Annotated in this window: 16 protein-coding genes; 11 read left to right on the top strand and 5 right to left on the bottom strand. The window is 35.5% G+C overall.

The window, feature by feature from the left end:
• Positions 1–57: 57 nt before the first annotated feature.
• Positions 58–645 (bottom strand): CPBP family intramembrane glutamic endopeptidase, encoded by a 588-nt coding sequence (locus IGK54_RS08985; RefSeq protein WP_002400588.1) that lies wholly within the window; start codon positions 643–645, stop codon positions 58–60.
• Between the two features lie 351 nt (positions 646–996).
• Between IGK54_RS08985 and IGK54_RS08980 the strand changes: the two genes are divergently transcribed.
• The 6 genes from IGK54_RS08980 (at position 997) to IGK54_RS08955 (ending at position 8,262) form a co-directional block, all read left to right on the top strand.
• Entirely contained in the window at positions 997–1,953 is a 957-nt protein-coding gene (locus IGK54_RS08980) for an ABC transporter permease (RefSeq protein WP_002356852.1), read from the top strand.
• Positions 1,954–1,964: 11 nt separating this feature from the next.
• Positions 1,965–2,888, top strand: a complete 924-nt coding sequence (locus IGK54_RS08975; RefSeq protein ID WP_002359877.1) for a carbohydrate ABC transporter permease — start codon at positions 1,965–1,967, stop codon at positions 2,886–2,888.
• Positions 2,889–2,911: 23 nt separating this feature from the next.
• The gene (locus tag IGK54_RS08970; protein ID WP_002356854.1) at positions 2,912–4,378 is read left to right on the top strand and encodes an ABC transporter substrate-binding protein; all 1,467 of its coding nucleotides are present in this window, start codon (positions 2,912–2,914) and stop codon (positions 4,376–4,378) included.
• Positions 4,379–4,449: 71 nt separating this feature from the next.
• On the top strand, positions 4,450–5,085 hold the full coding sequence (locus IGK54_RS08965) for a YesL family protein (protein ID WP_002362905.1): 636 nt from the start codon (positions 4,450–4,452) through the stop codon (positions 5,083–5,085).
• Complete coding sequence (locus tag IGK54_RS08960; protein WP_029656915.1) at positions 5,039–6,769, top strand: sensor histidine kinase; 1,731 nt, start codon at positions 5,039–5,041, stop codon at positions 6,767–6,769. The genes IGK54_RS08965 and IGK54_RS08960 overlap by 47 nt, the downstream gene beginning before the upstream one ends.
• Positions 6,770–6,780: 11 nt before the next feature.
• Complete coding sequence (locus IGK54_RS08955; protein ID WP_002356858.1) at positions 6,781–8,262, top strand: response regulator transcription factor; 1,482 nt, start codon at positions 6,781–6,783, stop codon at positions 8,260–8,262.
• 40 nt (positions 8,263–8,302) lie between these two features.
• On the opposite strand, the gene IGK54_RS08950 is transcribed toward IGK54_RS08955, so the two are convergent.
• The gene (locus IGK54_RS08950) at positions 8,303–10,444 is read right to left on the bottom strand and encodes a GH92 family glycosyl hydrolase (protein WP_002381613.1); all 2,142 of its coding nucleotides are present in this window, start codon (positions 10,442–10,444) and stop codon (positions 8,303–8,305) included.
• 172 nt (positions 10,445–10,616) lie between these two features.
• On the opposite strand from IGK54_RS08950, the gene IGK54_RS08945 reads away from it, so the two are divergent.
• On the top strand, positions 10,617–11,717 hold the full coding sequence (locus IGK54_RS08945; protein ID WP_142957000.1) for an FUSC family protein: 1,101 nt from the start codon (positions 10,617–10,619) through the stop codon (positions 11,715–11,717).
• Positions 11,718–11,760: 43 nt separating this feature from the next.
• On the opposite strand, the gene IGK54_RS08940 is transcribed toward IGK54_RS08945, so the two are convergent.
• Both IGK54_RS08940 and gloA2 read right to left on the bottom strand, forming a co-directional pair.
• Positions 11,761–12,243: an SRPBCC family protein gene (locus IGK54_RS08940; protein WP_142956999.1), complete on the bottom strand. Its 483-nt coding sequence runs from the start codon at positions 12,241–12,243 to the stop codon at positions 11,761–11,763.
• A 21-nt stretch (positions 12,244–12,264) separates the two neighbouring features.
• A complete protein-coding gene (gene gloA2, locus IGK54_RS08935; protein WP_002356864.1) occupies positions 12,265–12,645 on the bottom strand; it encodes an SMU1112c/YaeR family gloxylase I-like metalloprotein in 381 nt (126 codons plus the stop codon).
• A 210-nt stretch (positions 12,646–12,855) separates the two neighbouring features.
• Between gloA2 and treP the strand changes: the two genes are divergently transcribed.
• Together treP and IGK54_RS08925 are read left to right on the top strand one after the other, a co-directional pair.
• Entirely contained in the window at positions 12,856–14,322 is a 1,467-nt protein-coding gene (gene treP, locus IGK54_RS08930; RefSeq protein ID WP_002388267.1) for a PTS system trehalose-specific EIIBC component, read from the top strand.
• 127 nt (positions 14,323–14,449) lie between these two features.
• On the top strand, positions 14,450–15,454 hold the full coding sequence (locus IGK54_RS08925) for a nucleoid-associated protein (RefSeq protein WP_002356866.1): 1,005 nt from the start codon (positions 14,450–14,452) through the stop codon (positions 15,452–15,454).
• A gap of 37 nt (positions 15,455–15,491) precedes the next feature.
• Here the strand turns inward: IGK54_RS08925 and IGK54_RS08920 are convergent, their stop codons facing one another.
• The gene (locus IGK54_RS08920) at positions 15,492–15,845 is read right to left on the bottom strand and encodes a YxeA family protein (RefSeq protein WP_002387247.1); all 354 of its coding nucleotides are present in this window, start codon (positions 15,843–15,845) and stop codon (positions 15,492–15,494) included.
• A 198-nt stretch (positions 15,846–16,043) separates the two neighbouring features.
• Here IGK54_RS08920 and IGK54_RS08915 point away from each other — a divergent pair, with 198 nt between their 5' ends.
• Together IGK54_RS08915 and IGK54_RS08910 are read left to right on the top strand one after the other, a co-directional pair.
• Entirely contained in the window at positions 16,044–16,748 is a 705-nt protein-coding gene (locus IGK54_RS08915; RefSeq protein WP_002384290.1) for a zinc metallopeptidase, read from the top strand.
• Between the two features lie 83 nt (positions 16,749–16,831).
• Positions 16,832–17,170, top strand: a complete 339-nt coding sequence (locus IGK54_RS08910; RefSeq protein WP_002356871.1) for a hypothetical protein — start codon at positions 16,832–16,834, stop codon at positions 17,168–17,170.
• Positions 17,171–17,173: the final 3 nt, after the last annotated feature.

The raw sequence follows: 17,173 nt of genomic DNA, 5'->3' as shown, positions 1-17,173 counted from the left end.
TGAAACAAAGAAGGAACTAGCAATAGCAAATGTAGCTAAGCTAGTTCCTTTTTTGATTTATAACAAGAAACCCAACATATTATTAACAATGTGAATAGCCATAACAAATACAAGCGAACGATTTGATTTTAAGTAAGCTGCAGATAATAAAATAGCTCCTGGCAGATAAATGAGAAAATCAAGGGGCTGTTGTGTGTGCATAAAGGTGAATAAAAAAATTGAAATCATAGTTGCACAGGCTATACCAATTGTTTCCGATAAACAATTCATTAATACTTGCCGAAAAACTAGTTCTTCAGCAATTGGCCCCACGATTGCTAAGAAAAATAGAGTAACAAGCAATGGGACTTGTGCACCAAATGAGAGAACATCTTGTTGATTAGCAATTAGATTATTACTCATGATTTTTTGAATAATAACATCGACTAAAAAAATCAGACCCACCCATAAGAAAATGCTAAAAATACGCCAAAGAGTCTCTTCTTTAAAATAGTCGAACCCAGCAACGATTTCTTTCCAAAATAAAACTATTCCCACAATAGCAGTAATAGTTAAACCTGTTACGAGATTTGCAAAAGATGATTCTACTAAATTATTATCAAATAACAGTGAAATAGCTAATAATAATAAAGAACCAGCTTGCATTAAAACTGTGAAAAAATATACCACAATTAAACTAATTGCTCTAGTGTTTTTACGGATAAAATTCAAAAATAGTCCTCCTCAAAAATAATTAGATAATATCCTTTGTGAAAATAACAAGTTCTCAGCTTTTATACAACAAATACGCACAAGTGAAACCGCTTTATGAGTGGGATTTATCCAATTATTTTTAATGTTCTTAAGAGGTTATAAAAAAAATATTAGATAAACGTTTTCACAAAGAACGGTCAATTCGGTAAATTTTTAGCTTAAAATGACACAAAATCTATAATTTGTTTCTCAAATCCTATAATTTGTTCCTTAAAAAGATATTATGAAAACGCTATTATATTTATGAAAGGAGCGAAACGAATGAAGAAGAAAAACGGGTTTTTTCAAAATGTATGGCGTTATAAGGCCTTAATCCTTATGGCGTTACCAGGATTTATCTGGTTTATATTTTTCTTCTATATACCAGTCTTAGCCAATGTGGTCGCATTTAAAGATTTTCATATTTCACCAGATGGTTTCTTAGCTAGTCTAAGAGAAAGTCCTTGGGTTGGTTTTGAAAACTTTAAATTTTTATTTGCGTCAAAAGATGCTTGGTTAATTACTAGAAACACCATTTTGTACAATGTCGTCTTTTTAGCCTTTAACTTATTCTTCGCGATTGCTTTTGCTATTATTATGAGTGAATTAAGAAATCGTCGCTTGGTTAAAGTTTATCACACGATGTCATTGCTACCATATTTCTTATCTTGGATGGTTATTAACTATTTTGTTTATGCCTTTTTAAGTCCAGATAAAGGGATTTTGAATCAATGGATTACTGGTAATGGCGGCACAATGATTAACTGGTATGCAGATCCACGTTGGTGGCCAGTAATTTTTGTCTTCCTAAATGTTTGGAAGAGTCTAGGCTACAACAGTATTATCTACTATGCTTCTGTGATGGGGATTGATCCGACATACTATGAAGCAGCGATGGTAGATGGTGCCAACAAATGGCAACAAATAAAAAATGTTACGATTCCACAAATTTTACCAATGATGTCTGTTTTATTAATTTTAAACATCGGCGGTATCTTCAGAGCAGACTTTGGTTTGTTCTACATCGTACCAAGAAACTCAGGTGCGCTTTACAACGTGACAAGTGTGTTAGATACCTATATTTACAATGGCTTAACGGCTACTGGTGATGTAGGCATGACGGCAGCTGCAGCGTTATATCAATCTGTCGTTGGGGCATGTTTGTTATTAATTGCGAATTTAGTTGTTCGTCGAATTGAACCAGATTCAGCACTATTTTAGGAGGAAGGATTATGAAAAAGAAAAAAGTCACTAGCGTTAACGTTCGATCCTTCAACCCGACAGCGAATTTGATTTTCAATATTGTCATTGCTATTTTTGCTATTTCCTGTGTGGTTCCGTTTTTCTTTGTTATTATGATTTCATTGACAAGTGAAGGATCATTAGCAGCAAACGGCTACCGGTTTTGGCCAAAAGAATTTTCATTGGAGGCCTATCGTTACATTTTCCAAGGGGCGATGAGTCAACGCATTATTCATGCCTTAGGGGTAACGGTCTTCATTACGGTGACAGGGACGATTGTCAATGCAACAATGACGTCATTATATGCCTATGTCATTTCTCGTTCCAACTTTCCATTTAAAAAATTCTTTACATTGTTTGCGTTAATTACAATGTTATTTTCACCAGGGATGGTTGCGAACTATTTAGTAATGACAAACTTATTGCAATTGAAAGATACAATTTGGGCGTTAATTTTGCCTTTAGCTTTAGGACCATTTAATATTTTAGTGATGCGAACGTTTTTCAAGAAAACCGTGCCTGACAGTATTATTGAATCGGCACGTATTGATGGCGCAAGTGAAATGCGCATTTTTGTCAGCATTGTGTTACCGCTAGCCGTTCCAGGGATTGCCACAATTAGTTTGTTTGCGGCTTTGGGTTATTGGAACGATTGGTTCAATGCGTTACTTTACATTCAAAAAGATACCTTGGTACCATTACAGTATTTATTGATGAAAATTCAAAACAACTTAGAGTTCTTATCAAGAAGTACGGATATGGGTGCAGCAGCACAAGAAGGGTTAGGCGTTCTACCAAGTGAATCGGCTCGAATGGCGATTGTTGTCTTATCTACGTTACCAATTGCGTTAACTTACCCATTCTTCCAAAAATATTTCGTGGGTGGTTTAACAATCGGCGGCGTGAAAGAATAAAATTGTACAGGAGGAAATAAGGAATGAAAAAATGGCAAAAAGGATTAGCCGTAGCTGGCGCAGCAGCTTTAGCTGTAGGACTAAGCGCGTGCGGTAAATCTTCAAAAGATGCAGCGTCAAAAGGTGATGATAGTACACCAACGTTATTAATGTATCGTGTTGGGGACAAACCAGATAATTATGACCAATTAATCGATAATGCGAATAAAATTATCGAGAAAAAAATTGGGGCAAAATTAAAAATGGAATTTGTTGGTTGGGGCGATTGGGACCAAAAAATGTCAACAATTGTTGCTTCTGGTGAAAGCTATGATATTTCATTAGCACAAAATTATGCAACGAATGCACAAAAAGGCGCCTATGCTGATTTAACTGATTTAGCACCTAAATATGCGAAAGAAGCCTATGATCAATTACCAGATAACTATATTAAAGGAAATACGATCAATGGAAAACTGTATGCGTTCCCAATTTTAGGTAACTCTTACGGTCAACAAGTTTTAACTTTTAATAAAGAATATGTTGATAAATACAATTTAGATATTAGTAAAGTTGATGGTAGTTATGAAAGTGCAACCGAAGTTCTAAAAGAATTCCATAAAAAAGAACCAAATATTGCTGCTTTTGCTATCGGCCAAACATTCTTTGCAACAGGTAATTATGACTTCCCTATTGGTAACCAATATCCATTTGCAGTAAAAACAACTGATACTGGCTCACCAAAAATTATTAACCAATATGCCGACAAAGACATGATTAATAACTTAAAAGTCTTACATCAATGGTATAAAGATGGCTTGATTCCAACAGATGCTGCTACAAGTACAACACCATATGACTTAAATACCAATACTTGGTTCATGCGTCAAGAAACACAAGGACCTATGGATTATGGTGATACAATCTTAACACAAGCTGCTGGCAAACCACTTGTTTCTCGTCCACTAACAGAACCATTAAAAACAACATCACAAGCGCAAATGGCTAACTATGTTGTTGCAAATACGTCTAAAAACAAAGAAAAATCTGTTGAATTGCTAGGCTTATTAAACAGCAATCCAGAATTGTTAAACGGACTTGTTTATGGTGAAGAAGGCAAACAATATGAAAAAGTTGGCGATGATCGTGTGAAATTATTGAAAGATTACACACCAACAACTCATTTGAGTGCTTGGAACACAGGAAATAACTTAATCATTTGGCCAGAAGAATCTGTCACTGAAGACATGGTTAAAGAACGTGATAAGAGCATCGAAGAAGCAAAAGATTCACCAATTCTTGGTTTTACTTTTGTAAATGATAAAGTGAAAACTGAAATCACTAACGTTGCTACAGTTATGAACCGTTACGCAGCAAGCTTAAATACAGGAACTGTTGATCCAGAAGAAACACTTCCAAAATTAATGGATGACCTAAAAACAGCTGGCTGGGATAAAGTTCAAAAAGAAATGCAAACACAATTAGACGAATATATCCAATCTCAAAAATAATTACAGGAGGCTGAGGCATTAGCTGAGCGCTTTTGGCTCAGCCTTTTACATAAATAGAAAGGAAGAGGAAGATGGAAAGTACAGGGATTCAGCGGTTGTTTTACCTTTCCTGGACAGTAATCAAACTAAATTTACTGTTTGTTTTATTTAGTTTAGCTGGAGGGATTATTTTTGGTGTTGGTCCAGCACTCCAAATGATGACTGATTTCATTTTGGAAGAGGGCATGAATTATCAAGCAATTACCGTTAAACGAGCATTTGAATCATGGAAAGCACATTTTAAAAGAAGTAACTGTTATTTTTTACTTTTTCTCTTCACTTTAGGATTTGTTTTTTATAATATTTATTTAGCCGTTCAATTTACCGGAATAATGTGGTTAATTATTACATTTATTTTATTTTTTGTTTCCCTAATACTCGTTATTTTTTACATTTATATGCTACTATATGAAGGAAGCTATTTTATCTCAACTATTGATTTAATGAAGCTTTCATTTATCAGTATCTTTTTAAACCTCGGTGTATTTTTTAAAGTCTTATTCGGTGTAATTAGTATCGTTGCTTTAACTTGGAAAATGAAAGGACTGCTACTATTTGCTTCGTTTGCCTTAATTATGATGTGGTGTGCCTATGTCACGCGTAAAAATCGCCAGTTTATTGATGGAAAGTTGGAACAAAATGAAGCGAATCTTCAAAAAACTGTTTAAAAAAAAATATTTATTAAATCGATTAGTACAAAAATACAGTCTACTGTTAACAAGTATTATTTTGTTAACGGTGGCTGCTTTGTGCGTTTATGTTACTTATACAATTAACTTATCAATTGATTCACAAAAAAATAACGCCGTTTCCCAAATTGACAGCTATGTAACGAATAAAAATAATGCGGCGACCAATATGATTAATGAATTAGCTGGCTCTGCAAGTAAAATTGAAAACATGCGAAAATATATGGAACTTTCTCCTCCTGAGTATTTTGACTATACGTACAGCCAATGGTCGGAAGATCGGGTCAGTACCCACTTTGGAAATAATTTAAGTACATTATTTAGCACCTTTCCTGACTTAGAAGAAGTGATTATTCGCTTAGATGAATTTGATCAGGTTTTGTTCGCCAATCGCACAGCTACAAATGGGAAAAAAATGGATATGTCATCAATTAAAAAACATGGCTTTCAACTAATGCGAATTATCTCCGATCCTTATACAGGACAACCGCTGGGAGAATTATACACTGTGTTTTCAAGTCAAGAGTTGCTAGGCAACCAAGCAGACTTATTGAAAAAATCAGGTATTAATGCGTTTATCTATGATAGTGCTGGGAATCAAATTTTTTCTGAAAAAGCGCAGTTTACCAAAGAAGAAGAGCGGCAACTAGATAAAAGAATGCACACCGATAGTGACATTCAACAGGTTTTTCATAATCGCTACGATATTACGGAAATAGAAAGCAGTGGCCGGAGTACCATTCTCTTATTAACAAGCCGCCGAGTCTTATTTCAACAATTGTTTATGAATTATGCGGCCATTTTAGGGATTGGGTTACTTTTGATTGTTATTTTATTAGTGGGCTTAAACCGCCTATTTAAACGCTATTCTCAACAAGTCCAATTAATTTTAGAAGCGACACGAGCCATTGGCGATGGCAATTTAAAAGAACGAATTGACACGAATCAAGTTCAGGAAGAGTTGAATGATATTGCTTCCGCGATTAATTTTATGGTAGACAGTTTAGATCAATACATTCACGATATTTATACTTTAGAAATTAAGCAACGCGATGCTCACATGAGAGCATTACAGTCGCAAATTAATCCTCATTTTCTTTATAATACGTTGGAATATATTCGCATGTATGCCTTGAGTCGGCAACAAGAAGAACTAGCTGATGTTGTCTATGCTTTTTCAACGTTACTTAGGAATAATATTAACCAAGAAAAAACCACGACCTTGGCAGAGGAAATCTCATTTTGCGAAAAATATGTGTATTTGTATCAAATGCGTTATCCCGATCAATTTGCCTATAAGTTCGAAATAGAAGAAACAATTGCTGATGTTGAAATTCCTAAGTTCATCATTCAGCCGCTTGTCGAAAATTATTTTGTGCATGGTATTGACTATCAACGACAAGACAATGCTATTAAGGTCCACGCCTACCGAGAAAGCGAAAAAATTATTGTGGCTGTTGTGGATAATGGAAAAGGAATTACCGCCAATCGGTTAGAGGAAATTCGCGCACGTTTAAATCAAACAGAAATAGACACGGAACAATCCATTGGATTAAGAAATGTTCATGAACGTTTACAACGCTTTTTTGGGGAGAGTTATGGTTTAACCATTGAAGGGAAAGAAGGAGAAGGGACGACAATTCGTCTTTCGTTTGTAGCATAAGGGGTGAAAAGATGTATCGAGTGATGTTTGTTGATGATGAATATATGATTTTAGAAGGCTTAAAATGGATTATTCCTTGGCAAGAGTTAGGCTTTGAAATTGTTAAAACAGCGCGTAGTGCGCAAGAAGCATTGGCTTTTTTAGAAACAGAATCCATTGATGTTTTATTAACAGATATTACGATGCCGGAAATGAGTGGGATCGAATTAATTGAGCAAGCAAAGAAAAAAGGACATCAATTTATTAGTTTAATTTTATCAGGTTATCAAGAGTTTGATTACGTCAAAAAAGGCATGGCTTTGCAGGTCCAAGATTATCTTTTGAAACCAGTCAATAAACAAGAACTATTAGCCAATATCCAGAGAATTAAAACAGAATTGGACCAACAAAAAAAATCCCATGCCCGCGTGCGTCTATATCTAGAAAATGGCTTGATGCGTTGGCTTAATGATGAAATCAGCGAAGGGGAATACGAAGAGTTAATGCAGCAATTTACGACTATAAAACCAGGTGATTTTACCGTTTTATTGGTTGAAGCTGAGATGCCATTTTTAGAAACAATCAAGGAACTATTTATGAAAAAAGGCCAACTGTTATTCATTGAAAGTTGGATGAGTACGTACCACCAATTGTTACTTATCTATAAAGGGGCCAGACAAGAAGCGTTCTTATTTATTCGTGAAATTGAAGCGATTCTAGCTGGTCAAGGTCAGATTTTTGTAGGGGAATCTGTCAATGAATGGGAAACGGTTTATGAAAGTTATGAGAAAGTAAAACAGTTGCAAGCAATTGAAACGTTCTATCAAGAATTTCTGCCAAATAATCAAAAAGAACAAATGAATCGTTCGGCAGAAGATTTTACTTTTCTAGCGTTTAACCAAGCCTTGATGATTGGGGATATGCAGACCATTCAACGGGAATTAGATGCCATTTTCAATCAGTTAAGTCAACAACACGCTACACCAGAATATGTACGCTATGTAGTCTTTTTACTTTTTTCAGATATTTCCCGTCAGTATCCAACTGTGTTAGAAGAAAACTATGAAAAAATCGTGGAAGAAATTCGAGCCAGCAACAATCTTAATACACTGTATGCGTTAATGCAGCAAGTCTTGGCAGAAGTGAAAAATAAACCTAAAATAAAAAAATATTCAGAAAGTGTTAGCCAAGCTGTAGAAAGAATTGAACAAGGCTATTTAGAAGAATTAAACTTAAAAACGGTGGCGGATGAGCTTCATTTGAACCCTAGTTATTTAGGCCAAATTTTCAAAAAAGAAACCAAGCGGAGTTTTTCTCAATATTTGAATCAAGTGCGTACCAAGCATGCCCAAAAATTATTATTGTACACGGATGATACAATCAACGAAATTTCAGAAAAAGTAGGATTTAACAATACCAACTATTTTTCAAAAATGTTTAAAAAATTAAATGGAATTACGCCAAAAGAATTTCGAGAGCAATACCAATCAAATTACGCAGGTGTCGAAGAATAAAAAGAAAGATGTTCAATTTTTATGAACATCTTTCTTTTTATTATTTTTCTGTACTTAATGAAAACGGTCGTTCTGCTGTGTTTTGTGGATTCGGGACGATCCCTAATTGATAATCTAAAGTCCCGCCGTTTAATAGTTCTTGATGAGTAAAGTAAGGCGCAGTATGTTTTTCTTGGTTTAACTGAATTTCATGAATAAATTGTTGTTGGACTTTGTTTGGTGATGTCTGAATGGTTAATTGTTTACCATTTGACAGTTTTACTTCCGCCGTCTGGACTAAAGGCATCCCGATTACATATTCACCAGTTCCTGGTGTGACGGGATAAAAGCCTAAGCTATTAAAAATATACCAAGCAGACATGCTGCCATTGTCTTCATCACCTGGATAGCCAGTTGGTGAAGCATCAAATGTTTGCATTAGTTGTTTTAAAAGTGGTTGAGCCATCTCTGGTTTGCCGATGTAGCTGAATAGAAACGGATAATGGAAACTTGGTTGATTTGAGATGGCTAATTGACCAAAATCAATTGCCGCCATTTCACTCATTTCATGAATTTCAAAACCATAGCCTTCAACGTTAAAGTTAGGCGCTTGATTGCAGAGCTGAATTAATTTTTTTTCGAAAGCTAACTCGCTACCATATAGCTTAATCAAACCTGCAAAATCTTGATAAACCGCAAAACTTGATTGCCAAGCACTTCCTTCGGCGTAATCTTTGCCCCAACGAATATCTAAAAAGTCAGGACGGAAATGGCCTTCAGTATCCTTTGCTTGCATAAAGCCAGTTTCAGGATTAAAAAGTTGTTGATAATTCAAGGCTTGTTGACGATAAAATGTTGCGGTCTCTGAATCATTCAGTGTTTTTGCAACTTGCGAAATACAGAAATCGCTGTACGCATAGTCTAAGGTATGATTGACAGATTCATGATAGGTTGAAGGAACATAGCCATATTTTAGATAATCCAGAGTTCCTTGACGTCCATAATTTTCTCGTTCGCTTTGTTGTGTGGCACCTTTTTTCATCGCTTCTAGGAACTGAGGCATCAAGTCAGGACGAATCTTTTTCACGGCGGCATCAGCAATGACAGCGTCAATCAAGGTGCCGGGCATTAAACCACGCTCATCTGGAGATAACCATTTTGGCAAGAAACCTGTTTCGTTGTAACTATTTAAAAAGCCTTCTAGCATCTCTTCGTATTTTTCTTGAGCAATTAGTGAGAACAATGGGTAGACCGTTTTATAAGTATCCCAAAAGCCATTATTGGTATATAGTACACCAGGACGAACCGTTTGCGAGAACGTATCATAATGAATCGGCTGCTGATTTTCGTCCAATTCATAAAAGGTTTGCGGAAATAGGAATGTTCGATACAGTGTATGATAAAACGTTTTAGTATGTTCAGGGTTTTCATGCGTTACTTTAAGGCGATCGAAATAATTATGCCAATCTGCGATTCCTTGTTGCAGCATCTCAGTAGAACGCAAAGAGATTTCTCGCGCTAAATTTAACTGCGCTTGTTTTTCAGAAATAAATGAACTACTAAAATGAACAACTTGTTGAGCAATATTTCCAAAAGAAAGAAGGATTTTGCCATCTTCACCTGAAGAAGGGGCAAACCATTTGGTTAAAGGCTGTTCAAAATGAAGCACAAAATAAAAACTAAAATCTGGATCTTCACAACCAGAATAGTTGATGACTTTTACAGCCACTTGATGGTCATCTAATTGTTTTACTTGATAACGTCCAGGCAGAGTTAGTAGTAAGTGATTATCTTTTTGTTGATAATCAATGGTTAAGATACCACCATACATGCTTGGGATTAATTGAGAAGTTATTTGATAGCGTAATTGAGTTAAATTAATTTCGACAGGAGAAAAAAGGCTTTCTTCTGGACGATAAGAACTTTGGGCATGGAATAAAGAAAGTTCCGACAATGAACCACTGACAGGGGTCATTAATAAATGGCTAAAATCACCCATCCAAGGACTTGGTTGATGCGTTACTCGATAGCCTTGAAATGTTCGATCTTCTGGATGAAACCACCAGCTGCCTTTTTGGTCAGTTGTTTGCGGGGCGTAAAAATTCATCCCAAATGGCACGCCAGTATAGGGTAGACAATTTCCATTTGAAAAACTATGTTGGTTGGCAGTTCCGTGTCGCGTATCAATCGCTTGAATATTCATGAAAGTAGCTCCTTTGTTTTAAATGATATATCATATAGGCTGATTATAGCACAAAAAACAAGAAATGAAAGCGTATTTATTCGCTTTTTTATTTGTTTTTAACGAATTGGTATATTCAATTTGAAGAGGGAATTGACAAGCATGTTACAATGGATAAGGAATCGATATTGGAGTGATTGTTATTTATTTTTTTAGTACAAAAAGTCAGCAATTTTTTGCGTATGTTTGGGCCATTTTCCCAGTCATCGCCTTTTTTTTGGTTAGTTTTTATACATTGGATTTTTTATTTTCCCCAAGCTATTTAATTATGGTGCCTGTATTTACTATTATGTTTAAAATTAACTATAAAAAATATTATTCGTTTGTAGCGCTGCTCAAAATGAGTATCAGGCAATTTGTGATCAGTTTTTTAGCATTTATAGCTAGTAGTTCCTTTAGCTGGTCTATTATTTTAAATAGTAGTGTGACATTTTTAATTGTTTATTTATTTTATTCATCTGCGACACCGATGCGGTATCATAGTTATTTGATGATGTTTACGTTTTGTCAGTTAATCCAGGTTAAAGGAAATACATTTTTGATGCAATCTCAAGTTGTGGCCTTTTTAATTGGTCTTTTTTTATTGGCTTTAACACTAAACGCTTGGTGGCAAACAGGATTAAGTCAGTTAACCAGCTTAAAGAGTAGAGGCCATAAAAGCATTCAATTAAATATGAAACAACAAAAATTGGCGGTTATTAATTTCTGGCACGACTTACAACAGACTTTTTTTGGGATTACAAGTTTCAAACAATTTTTAGAAAGTCCTGACGAAAGGGTGCAACGATTTCGTTTAGCTATTCGTATGAGTTTCACCATTACGCTGAGTTTTATTTTAATGTGGAGTGTAGGAGGCATTAAAATAATTTGGATTCCGATGAATGTTTTTCTACTCTTGCATCCAGTGAAAGCAGAAATGAACACGCGTATTAAGACACGTTTTTTGGGGACTCTTTTAGGATGTTTCCTTAGTCTGTTTGTTGTCAATTGGCTTCAATTGCCACTGACACACCTCGTTGTTTCTAGTTTGATTGGCATTTTTGTTTATGCCCTAAAACCAGGAACCGTGTTACAAGTGACAATGGCAACGATTTTTGGGTTATGTTTGGCAACAATTAGTTTACGAGGGATGTACGCCGCAGAGTTGCGGGTCTCTTTTGTATTATTGGCAATTTTTGTTGTTTGCTTAATTGATTTAGGTTTATTTGTTTATCAGCGTATTTTACGTTTTTAAAAAGTGTGGCACAGAGGGTTATTTACCCGTTGTGCCACACTTTTTAATTTTCTAAATTCGTTAATTTTTCTAAGTAATGATTTTCTATTTGCGGAAAATCTATTTTTTCTGGTGCTGCATCAGGGGTTTCAACTGCTTGCTTCAAGCGGTTGAGAACAATTGACCAACCAGCGATATCTTTATGGCGAGGTGTTGTAAAATTTTCTGGGAGAGATTCTGAAAAGACTAACAGGGTCTGATGAGGTGCTTGTTCTTTTAAGTCAAAATAGATGATACCAGTATCCCAAGTCACGCCCAGATATTTTTCCTCTGCATAGTCAGTGAAAGGCATTGTTTCTTCAAAATCGGGCAGAATAAACCGCCAAAACCCGTTAACACCTAATTCACCAATTTCTAATTCTGGAAACCATTGTTTTAGCTTGTCTGTCTCAGTCAGGTAGCGCCAAATCGTTTGAGGGCTGGCTGAAATTGCCCGTTCTGTACCAAAATAAATCGTCTGGTTTTCTAAGCGAAAGGTATCTTTCATTTTGTTTCTCTCCTTTATTTATTATTCATGAAGTTCTAAAGGTAGTCCATCTGGATCAAAAAAGAAGGTCATTTTTTCACCCGTAAAATCATCTACTCGTAGCGGTTCTGTTTCAATTCCTTGCTCATTTAAAAAAGCAATCACTTCTTCAATATGTTCAACTTTAAAAGCTAAATGACGTAATCCTAAAGCTTCAGGATAAGAGGGGCGAGCGGGAAATTGATCAGAAATGAAAATTTCCAATTCTTGGCTGCCTAATTTTAAATCTAATTTAATATCGTTTTTTTCGGGACGATGATTTTCGCGAAGAACTTCAAAGCCCAACTTTTCGACATAAAAATTTTTAGTTGCTTGATAATTTGAGGCATTGATTGCCACGTGATGAATTTCTTTAAAAAACATTTTTCATACTCCTTTTCGTTTTTTCCCTCTGTAGTATAGCAATAAAGAAGCAGCTAAAAAAGCGTTCTGTTTGACTCTTTAAGAAAAGACAAGGGATTTGTAAAAAATAAAATTATTTTTTTGAAAGAAAGCGCTTGCCAAAAAAAGAATAATCAAGTATGATGTATATACAACTTAATTGTATATACAAGTTTGAGAGGAGAATGTAAAATGGGTAAGTTTCAAAGCGATGCACAACAGTTGTTGAAAGCAGTAGGAGGCAAAGAAAATATTTCAGCTGTTTCTCATTGTGCAACTCGAATGCGTTTTGTATTAAAAGATCCAAAAAAAGCGGATGTACCTGTGATTGAAGATATTCCTTCTGTAAAAGGAACCTTTACAAATGCTGGACAGTTTCAAGTAATTATTGGGAATGAAGTCCCACAATTTTATAATGATTTTTCTGCAATTTCCGGTTTAGAAGGGGTTTCAAAAGAAGAAGGGAAAGCAGCTGCCAAAAGTAATTTGAGTCCTGTTCAACGAGTTGTTTCTGTTTTAGCTGAGATTTTTACACCATTGATTCCTGCACTTGTTATCGGGGGATTGATTTTAGGATTCCGCAATATTTTGGAAGGGGTTCCATTTGGCTTTCTTGATGGTCAAACAATCGTGGAAGTTTCTCAATTTTGGAATGGAGTCAATTCATTCTTATGGTTAATCGGCGAAGCAATTTTCCACTTCTTGCCAGTTGGGATTACGTGGAGTATTACGAAGAAAATGGGAACCACACAAATTTTGGGGATTGTCCTAGGGATTACATTAGTCTCACCACAACTTCTGAATGCTTATTCAGTTGCGACGACTAAAGCAGCAGAAATTCCTTTCTGGGATTTTGGGTTTGCTCAAGTTAACATGATTGGTTATCAAGCGCAAGTTATCCCAGCTATGTTAGCCGGCTTCTTGCTTGCCTATCTTGAAATTTTCTTTAGAAAAGTGATTCCTCAAGCAATTTCAATGATTTTTGTCCCATTGTTTGCTTTAGTACCAACAGTATTGGCTGCACATGTCATTTTAGGACCAATCGGTTGGACGATTGGTAGTTGGGTTTCTGATATCGTAAATGCAGGATTAACGTCAACATTTAATTGGTTATTTGGCGCCGTCTTTGGCTTTATGTACGCACCATTAGTCATCACTGGGTTGCATCATATGAGTAATGCGATTGATTTACAGTTGATTGCTGACTTTCAGTCAACCAACTTATGGCCAATGATTGCTTTATCAAATATTGCACAAGGTTCAGCAGTTTTAGCGGTTATCTTTATGCATCGTGGAAACAAAAAAGAAGAACAAGTTTCGATTCCAGCAATGATTTCTTGTTACCTAGGTGTGACTGAACCAGCGATGTTTGGGATCAACTTAAAATATGTTTATCCATTTGTTGCGGGCATGATTGGTTCAGCAATGGCAGGAATGTTTGCCACTTTAATGGGCGTTCGTGCGACAAGTATCGGCGTCGGTGGCTTGCCAGGAATTTTATCTATTGTGCCACAATATTACTTGCCGTTTTTAGTCGCAATGGTGATTGCGATTATCGTACCAATGGGCTTAACTTATATTTTCAGAAAGAAAGGCATCTTTAATAAAGTCGATCCAGTTGATGAAGCAACAGGGATGTTATACAGCGAAGAAGGGTAATCGCTTTTTGAAGTTAAGAAGAATTCGTAGACATTTGTCTACGAATTCTTCTTCTTTTTATAGAAACTATTGGCTTTTTTCTCTCTTTCAGTTAGACTAAAAAGGTTGAGAAAAGGAGAGCGTAAAAATGGATATTTATTTAAAAAAAGCAATTTTACACATTATTGATCGAGAAACTGGGACGCCGGTTTTTTCTGAAAAGGAACTAGATTTAACGACTGAGTATATTCGAACGTATTTAACTGCAAAAATTTCAAAACTTTCGACTGCACAAACAAAGACTGGAACATTGGCGGAAAATAGTTCCTTTGTTGATACGTTACGTGGGATTCCTAGTGATTTTGTGAAGAAAAGCCAAGAAGTTACCCAACATTGGTATGATGTTTATTCAGGAAGCGAAGATGCGCCTAGTGCTGATATTTTGTTCATTTTATATGAATTAGATACGGTGTTACATGTCGCAATGATTAAATTAAACTATAAAGAAAGTTACACGCATTACGTCGACTATGAAGAAGAATCCGTTTATAACAAACTGATTATCAATCGAGCAATTTTGTCTTCAAAATCACAAAAACCAGATGAAGGGATTACGGTTGACTTAGATACATTAGCGTTTGAATTACTAGAGAAAAGATATGAATTTTCAGGAGAAAAAATCTGGTATTTCTCTGAAAAAGTGATTGAGACGCAAGCGGCACCTTCCATGGAAGAAAATATCAAAGAAATTAAAAAGGCAGTCAAACGCATTGGAAAGAAATTTAACGAAGATGAGTTTGAACTAATGGCTTCTGTAAAAGAAGCGGTATATGATAGCATTGAGGAAACGGGAACGATTGACAATGAGCAAATTGCTGAACAAGTGTTTAAAGAAAATGTATCAGCTAAATTAGCTTACCAAGAAGAAGTGAATGAGTCGAAATTTGTCGACAAAACACCGCCAGTCAGAGAATCTCGCGAAATTTCTGAAAAGAAATTTGGCAAACAAAAGTTAAAAATGGATAACGGTATTGAATTAATTGTTCCGTTAGATGTTTACCGCAATGGCGATTTAATTGAATTTGTTAATAATCCAGATGGTACAGTGTCCATCATGCTAAAAAATATCGAAAAAATTAGTAATCAATTATAAAGAAAAAACCGTTGGTCGCTTGCCAACGGTTTTTTCTTTATTTTAATTTTTCTAAAGCTTTTTCAGGGACTTCTTTTTCTGTCACTTCATTCCAGCTGATCACGCCTTTACGGGGATTAACTTTCAATTTTAGATAGGCTTTCATACGCAAAGGTTGATCACGGGATTCGTTTAATTCCACGGTTTTTTCTTCACCGTTTTTATTAAACGCAGGTTGTTGATAGTAATAAATGGTCATTGCTTCACCAGAATTTGTTTTTTCATCTTTCTTTTCACCAGATGTTGTGATTTGTGTATAATAGGCTTCTCCACCGTAATAGTAATTATAAACGCCCCAGCTACCACCTGCTAAAATGACTATGGGAATTAATATTTTTAGTAATGTTTTCATTTTCCTCACCTCAAGGAATAGTATGCCTTTTTTTTAGGAAATTTGCCATATTTTTTTCCGTTAATTGAGTGACAATTTTGTTAGTTTCGGCACTTTCTTGAAAAATTCATCATTTTTTTAAACAAAAGACAACGTTTGTCGCTCCCTTTTTTTCACTATCATGCTACAATAAAGAAAAAAAGATGGAGGTAGAGGACAATGATGCCCTTTTATTTTGGAATCGATCCAACCTATATATTGGTAATTATCGGAATTGCGATTTCTGGTGCGGCCTCCGCATATGTTAACAGTACCTTTCGTAAATATGATCAAGTACGAAGCAGTAAACATGTTACAGGCACGCAGGCAGCACAATATATTTTACAAAAAGAACAAATTAATGATGTTGGAGTTCAGCAAATTGCTGGTGATTTAACTGACAATTATAATTCTGGAAACAAAATGTTGAGCTTATCCGAAGCCACTGCTCAATCGACATCGGTCGCGGCTATTGGCGTGGCGGCTCATGAATGCGGACATGCGGTACAAGATCATACGAACTATGTGCCTTTACGTCTTCGTGCAGCTATTGTTCCAGTTGCCAACATCGGTTCAACCATCTCCTTTCCACTAATTTTGATTGGTGTTTTATTTAGTTGGAATCAAACATTAATCAACATTGGAATTTTGGCTTTTTCATTAGCCTTGATTTTTCAATTGGTGACTTTACCGGTGGAGTTTAATGCGTCTAGACGTGCATTAAGTATTCTTTCTGAAGGTGGGTTATTAACAGAAGAAGAAGTCCCAATGGCCAGAAAAGTTCTTTTTGCAGCTGCACTTACCTACGTAGCAGCGGCGCTTTCGACCTTTTTACAACTTTTACGTTTGGTTATTTTATTTGGTGGCAACAACCGCCGAGACTAAGTGCCAGCAAAGGTCTTTCTATTACGCATAAAAGTAATAATATGTTATGATTAAAATAGAAAATAACAGAGGAGCTGAAGGAAATGAAAGCATCAACAAAAATTGGTATCGGTTTAAGCATTGCTGCAGTTGCAAGTGTCTCTGTTGCAGTCATCGCTTCTGAAAAAATTATTAAGAAGGTATCTCATGTTTCCAATCGTTATAAAGTTAAAAAGTTTGTAGACGATAAATTTGATGGAAACCAAAAATTATTATCGATTGTCGATGATTTATCCGATGATGAATTAGATTCTGTTTTAAATGTTGTTGATCGTGTGAAAGATGGCGGTTCAAAATTAGCTGAATATGGCGAAAAAGTTAAAGACAATACAGATTCTTTAAAAGAACGTTTTTTCACATTTATTGAAGATGCAATGAAGTAAAAA

It is taken from the genome of Enterococcus sp. DIV2384, assembly GCF_050534975.1.
Classification (GTDB): domain Bacteria; phylum Bacillota; class Bacilli; order Lactobacillales; family Enterococcaceae; genus Enterococcus; species Enterococcus faecalis.
This window is presented reverse-complemented; position numbering and strand designations above follow the sequence as displayed.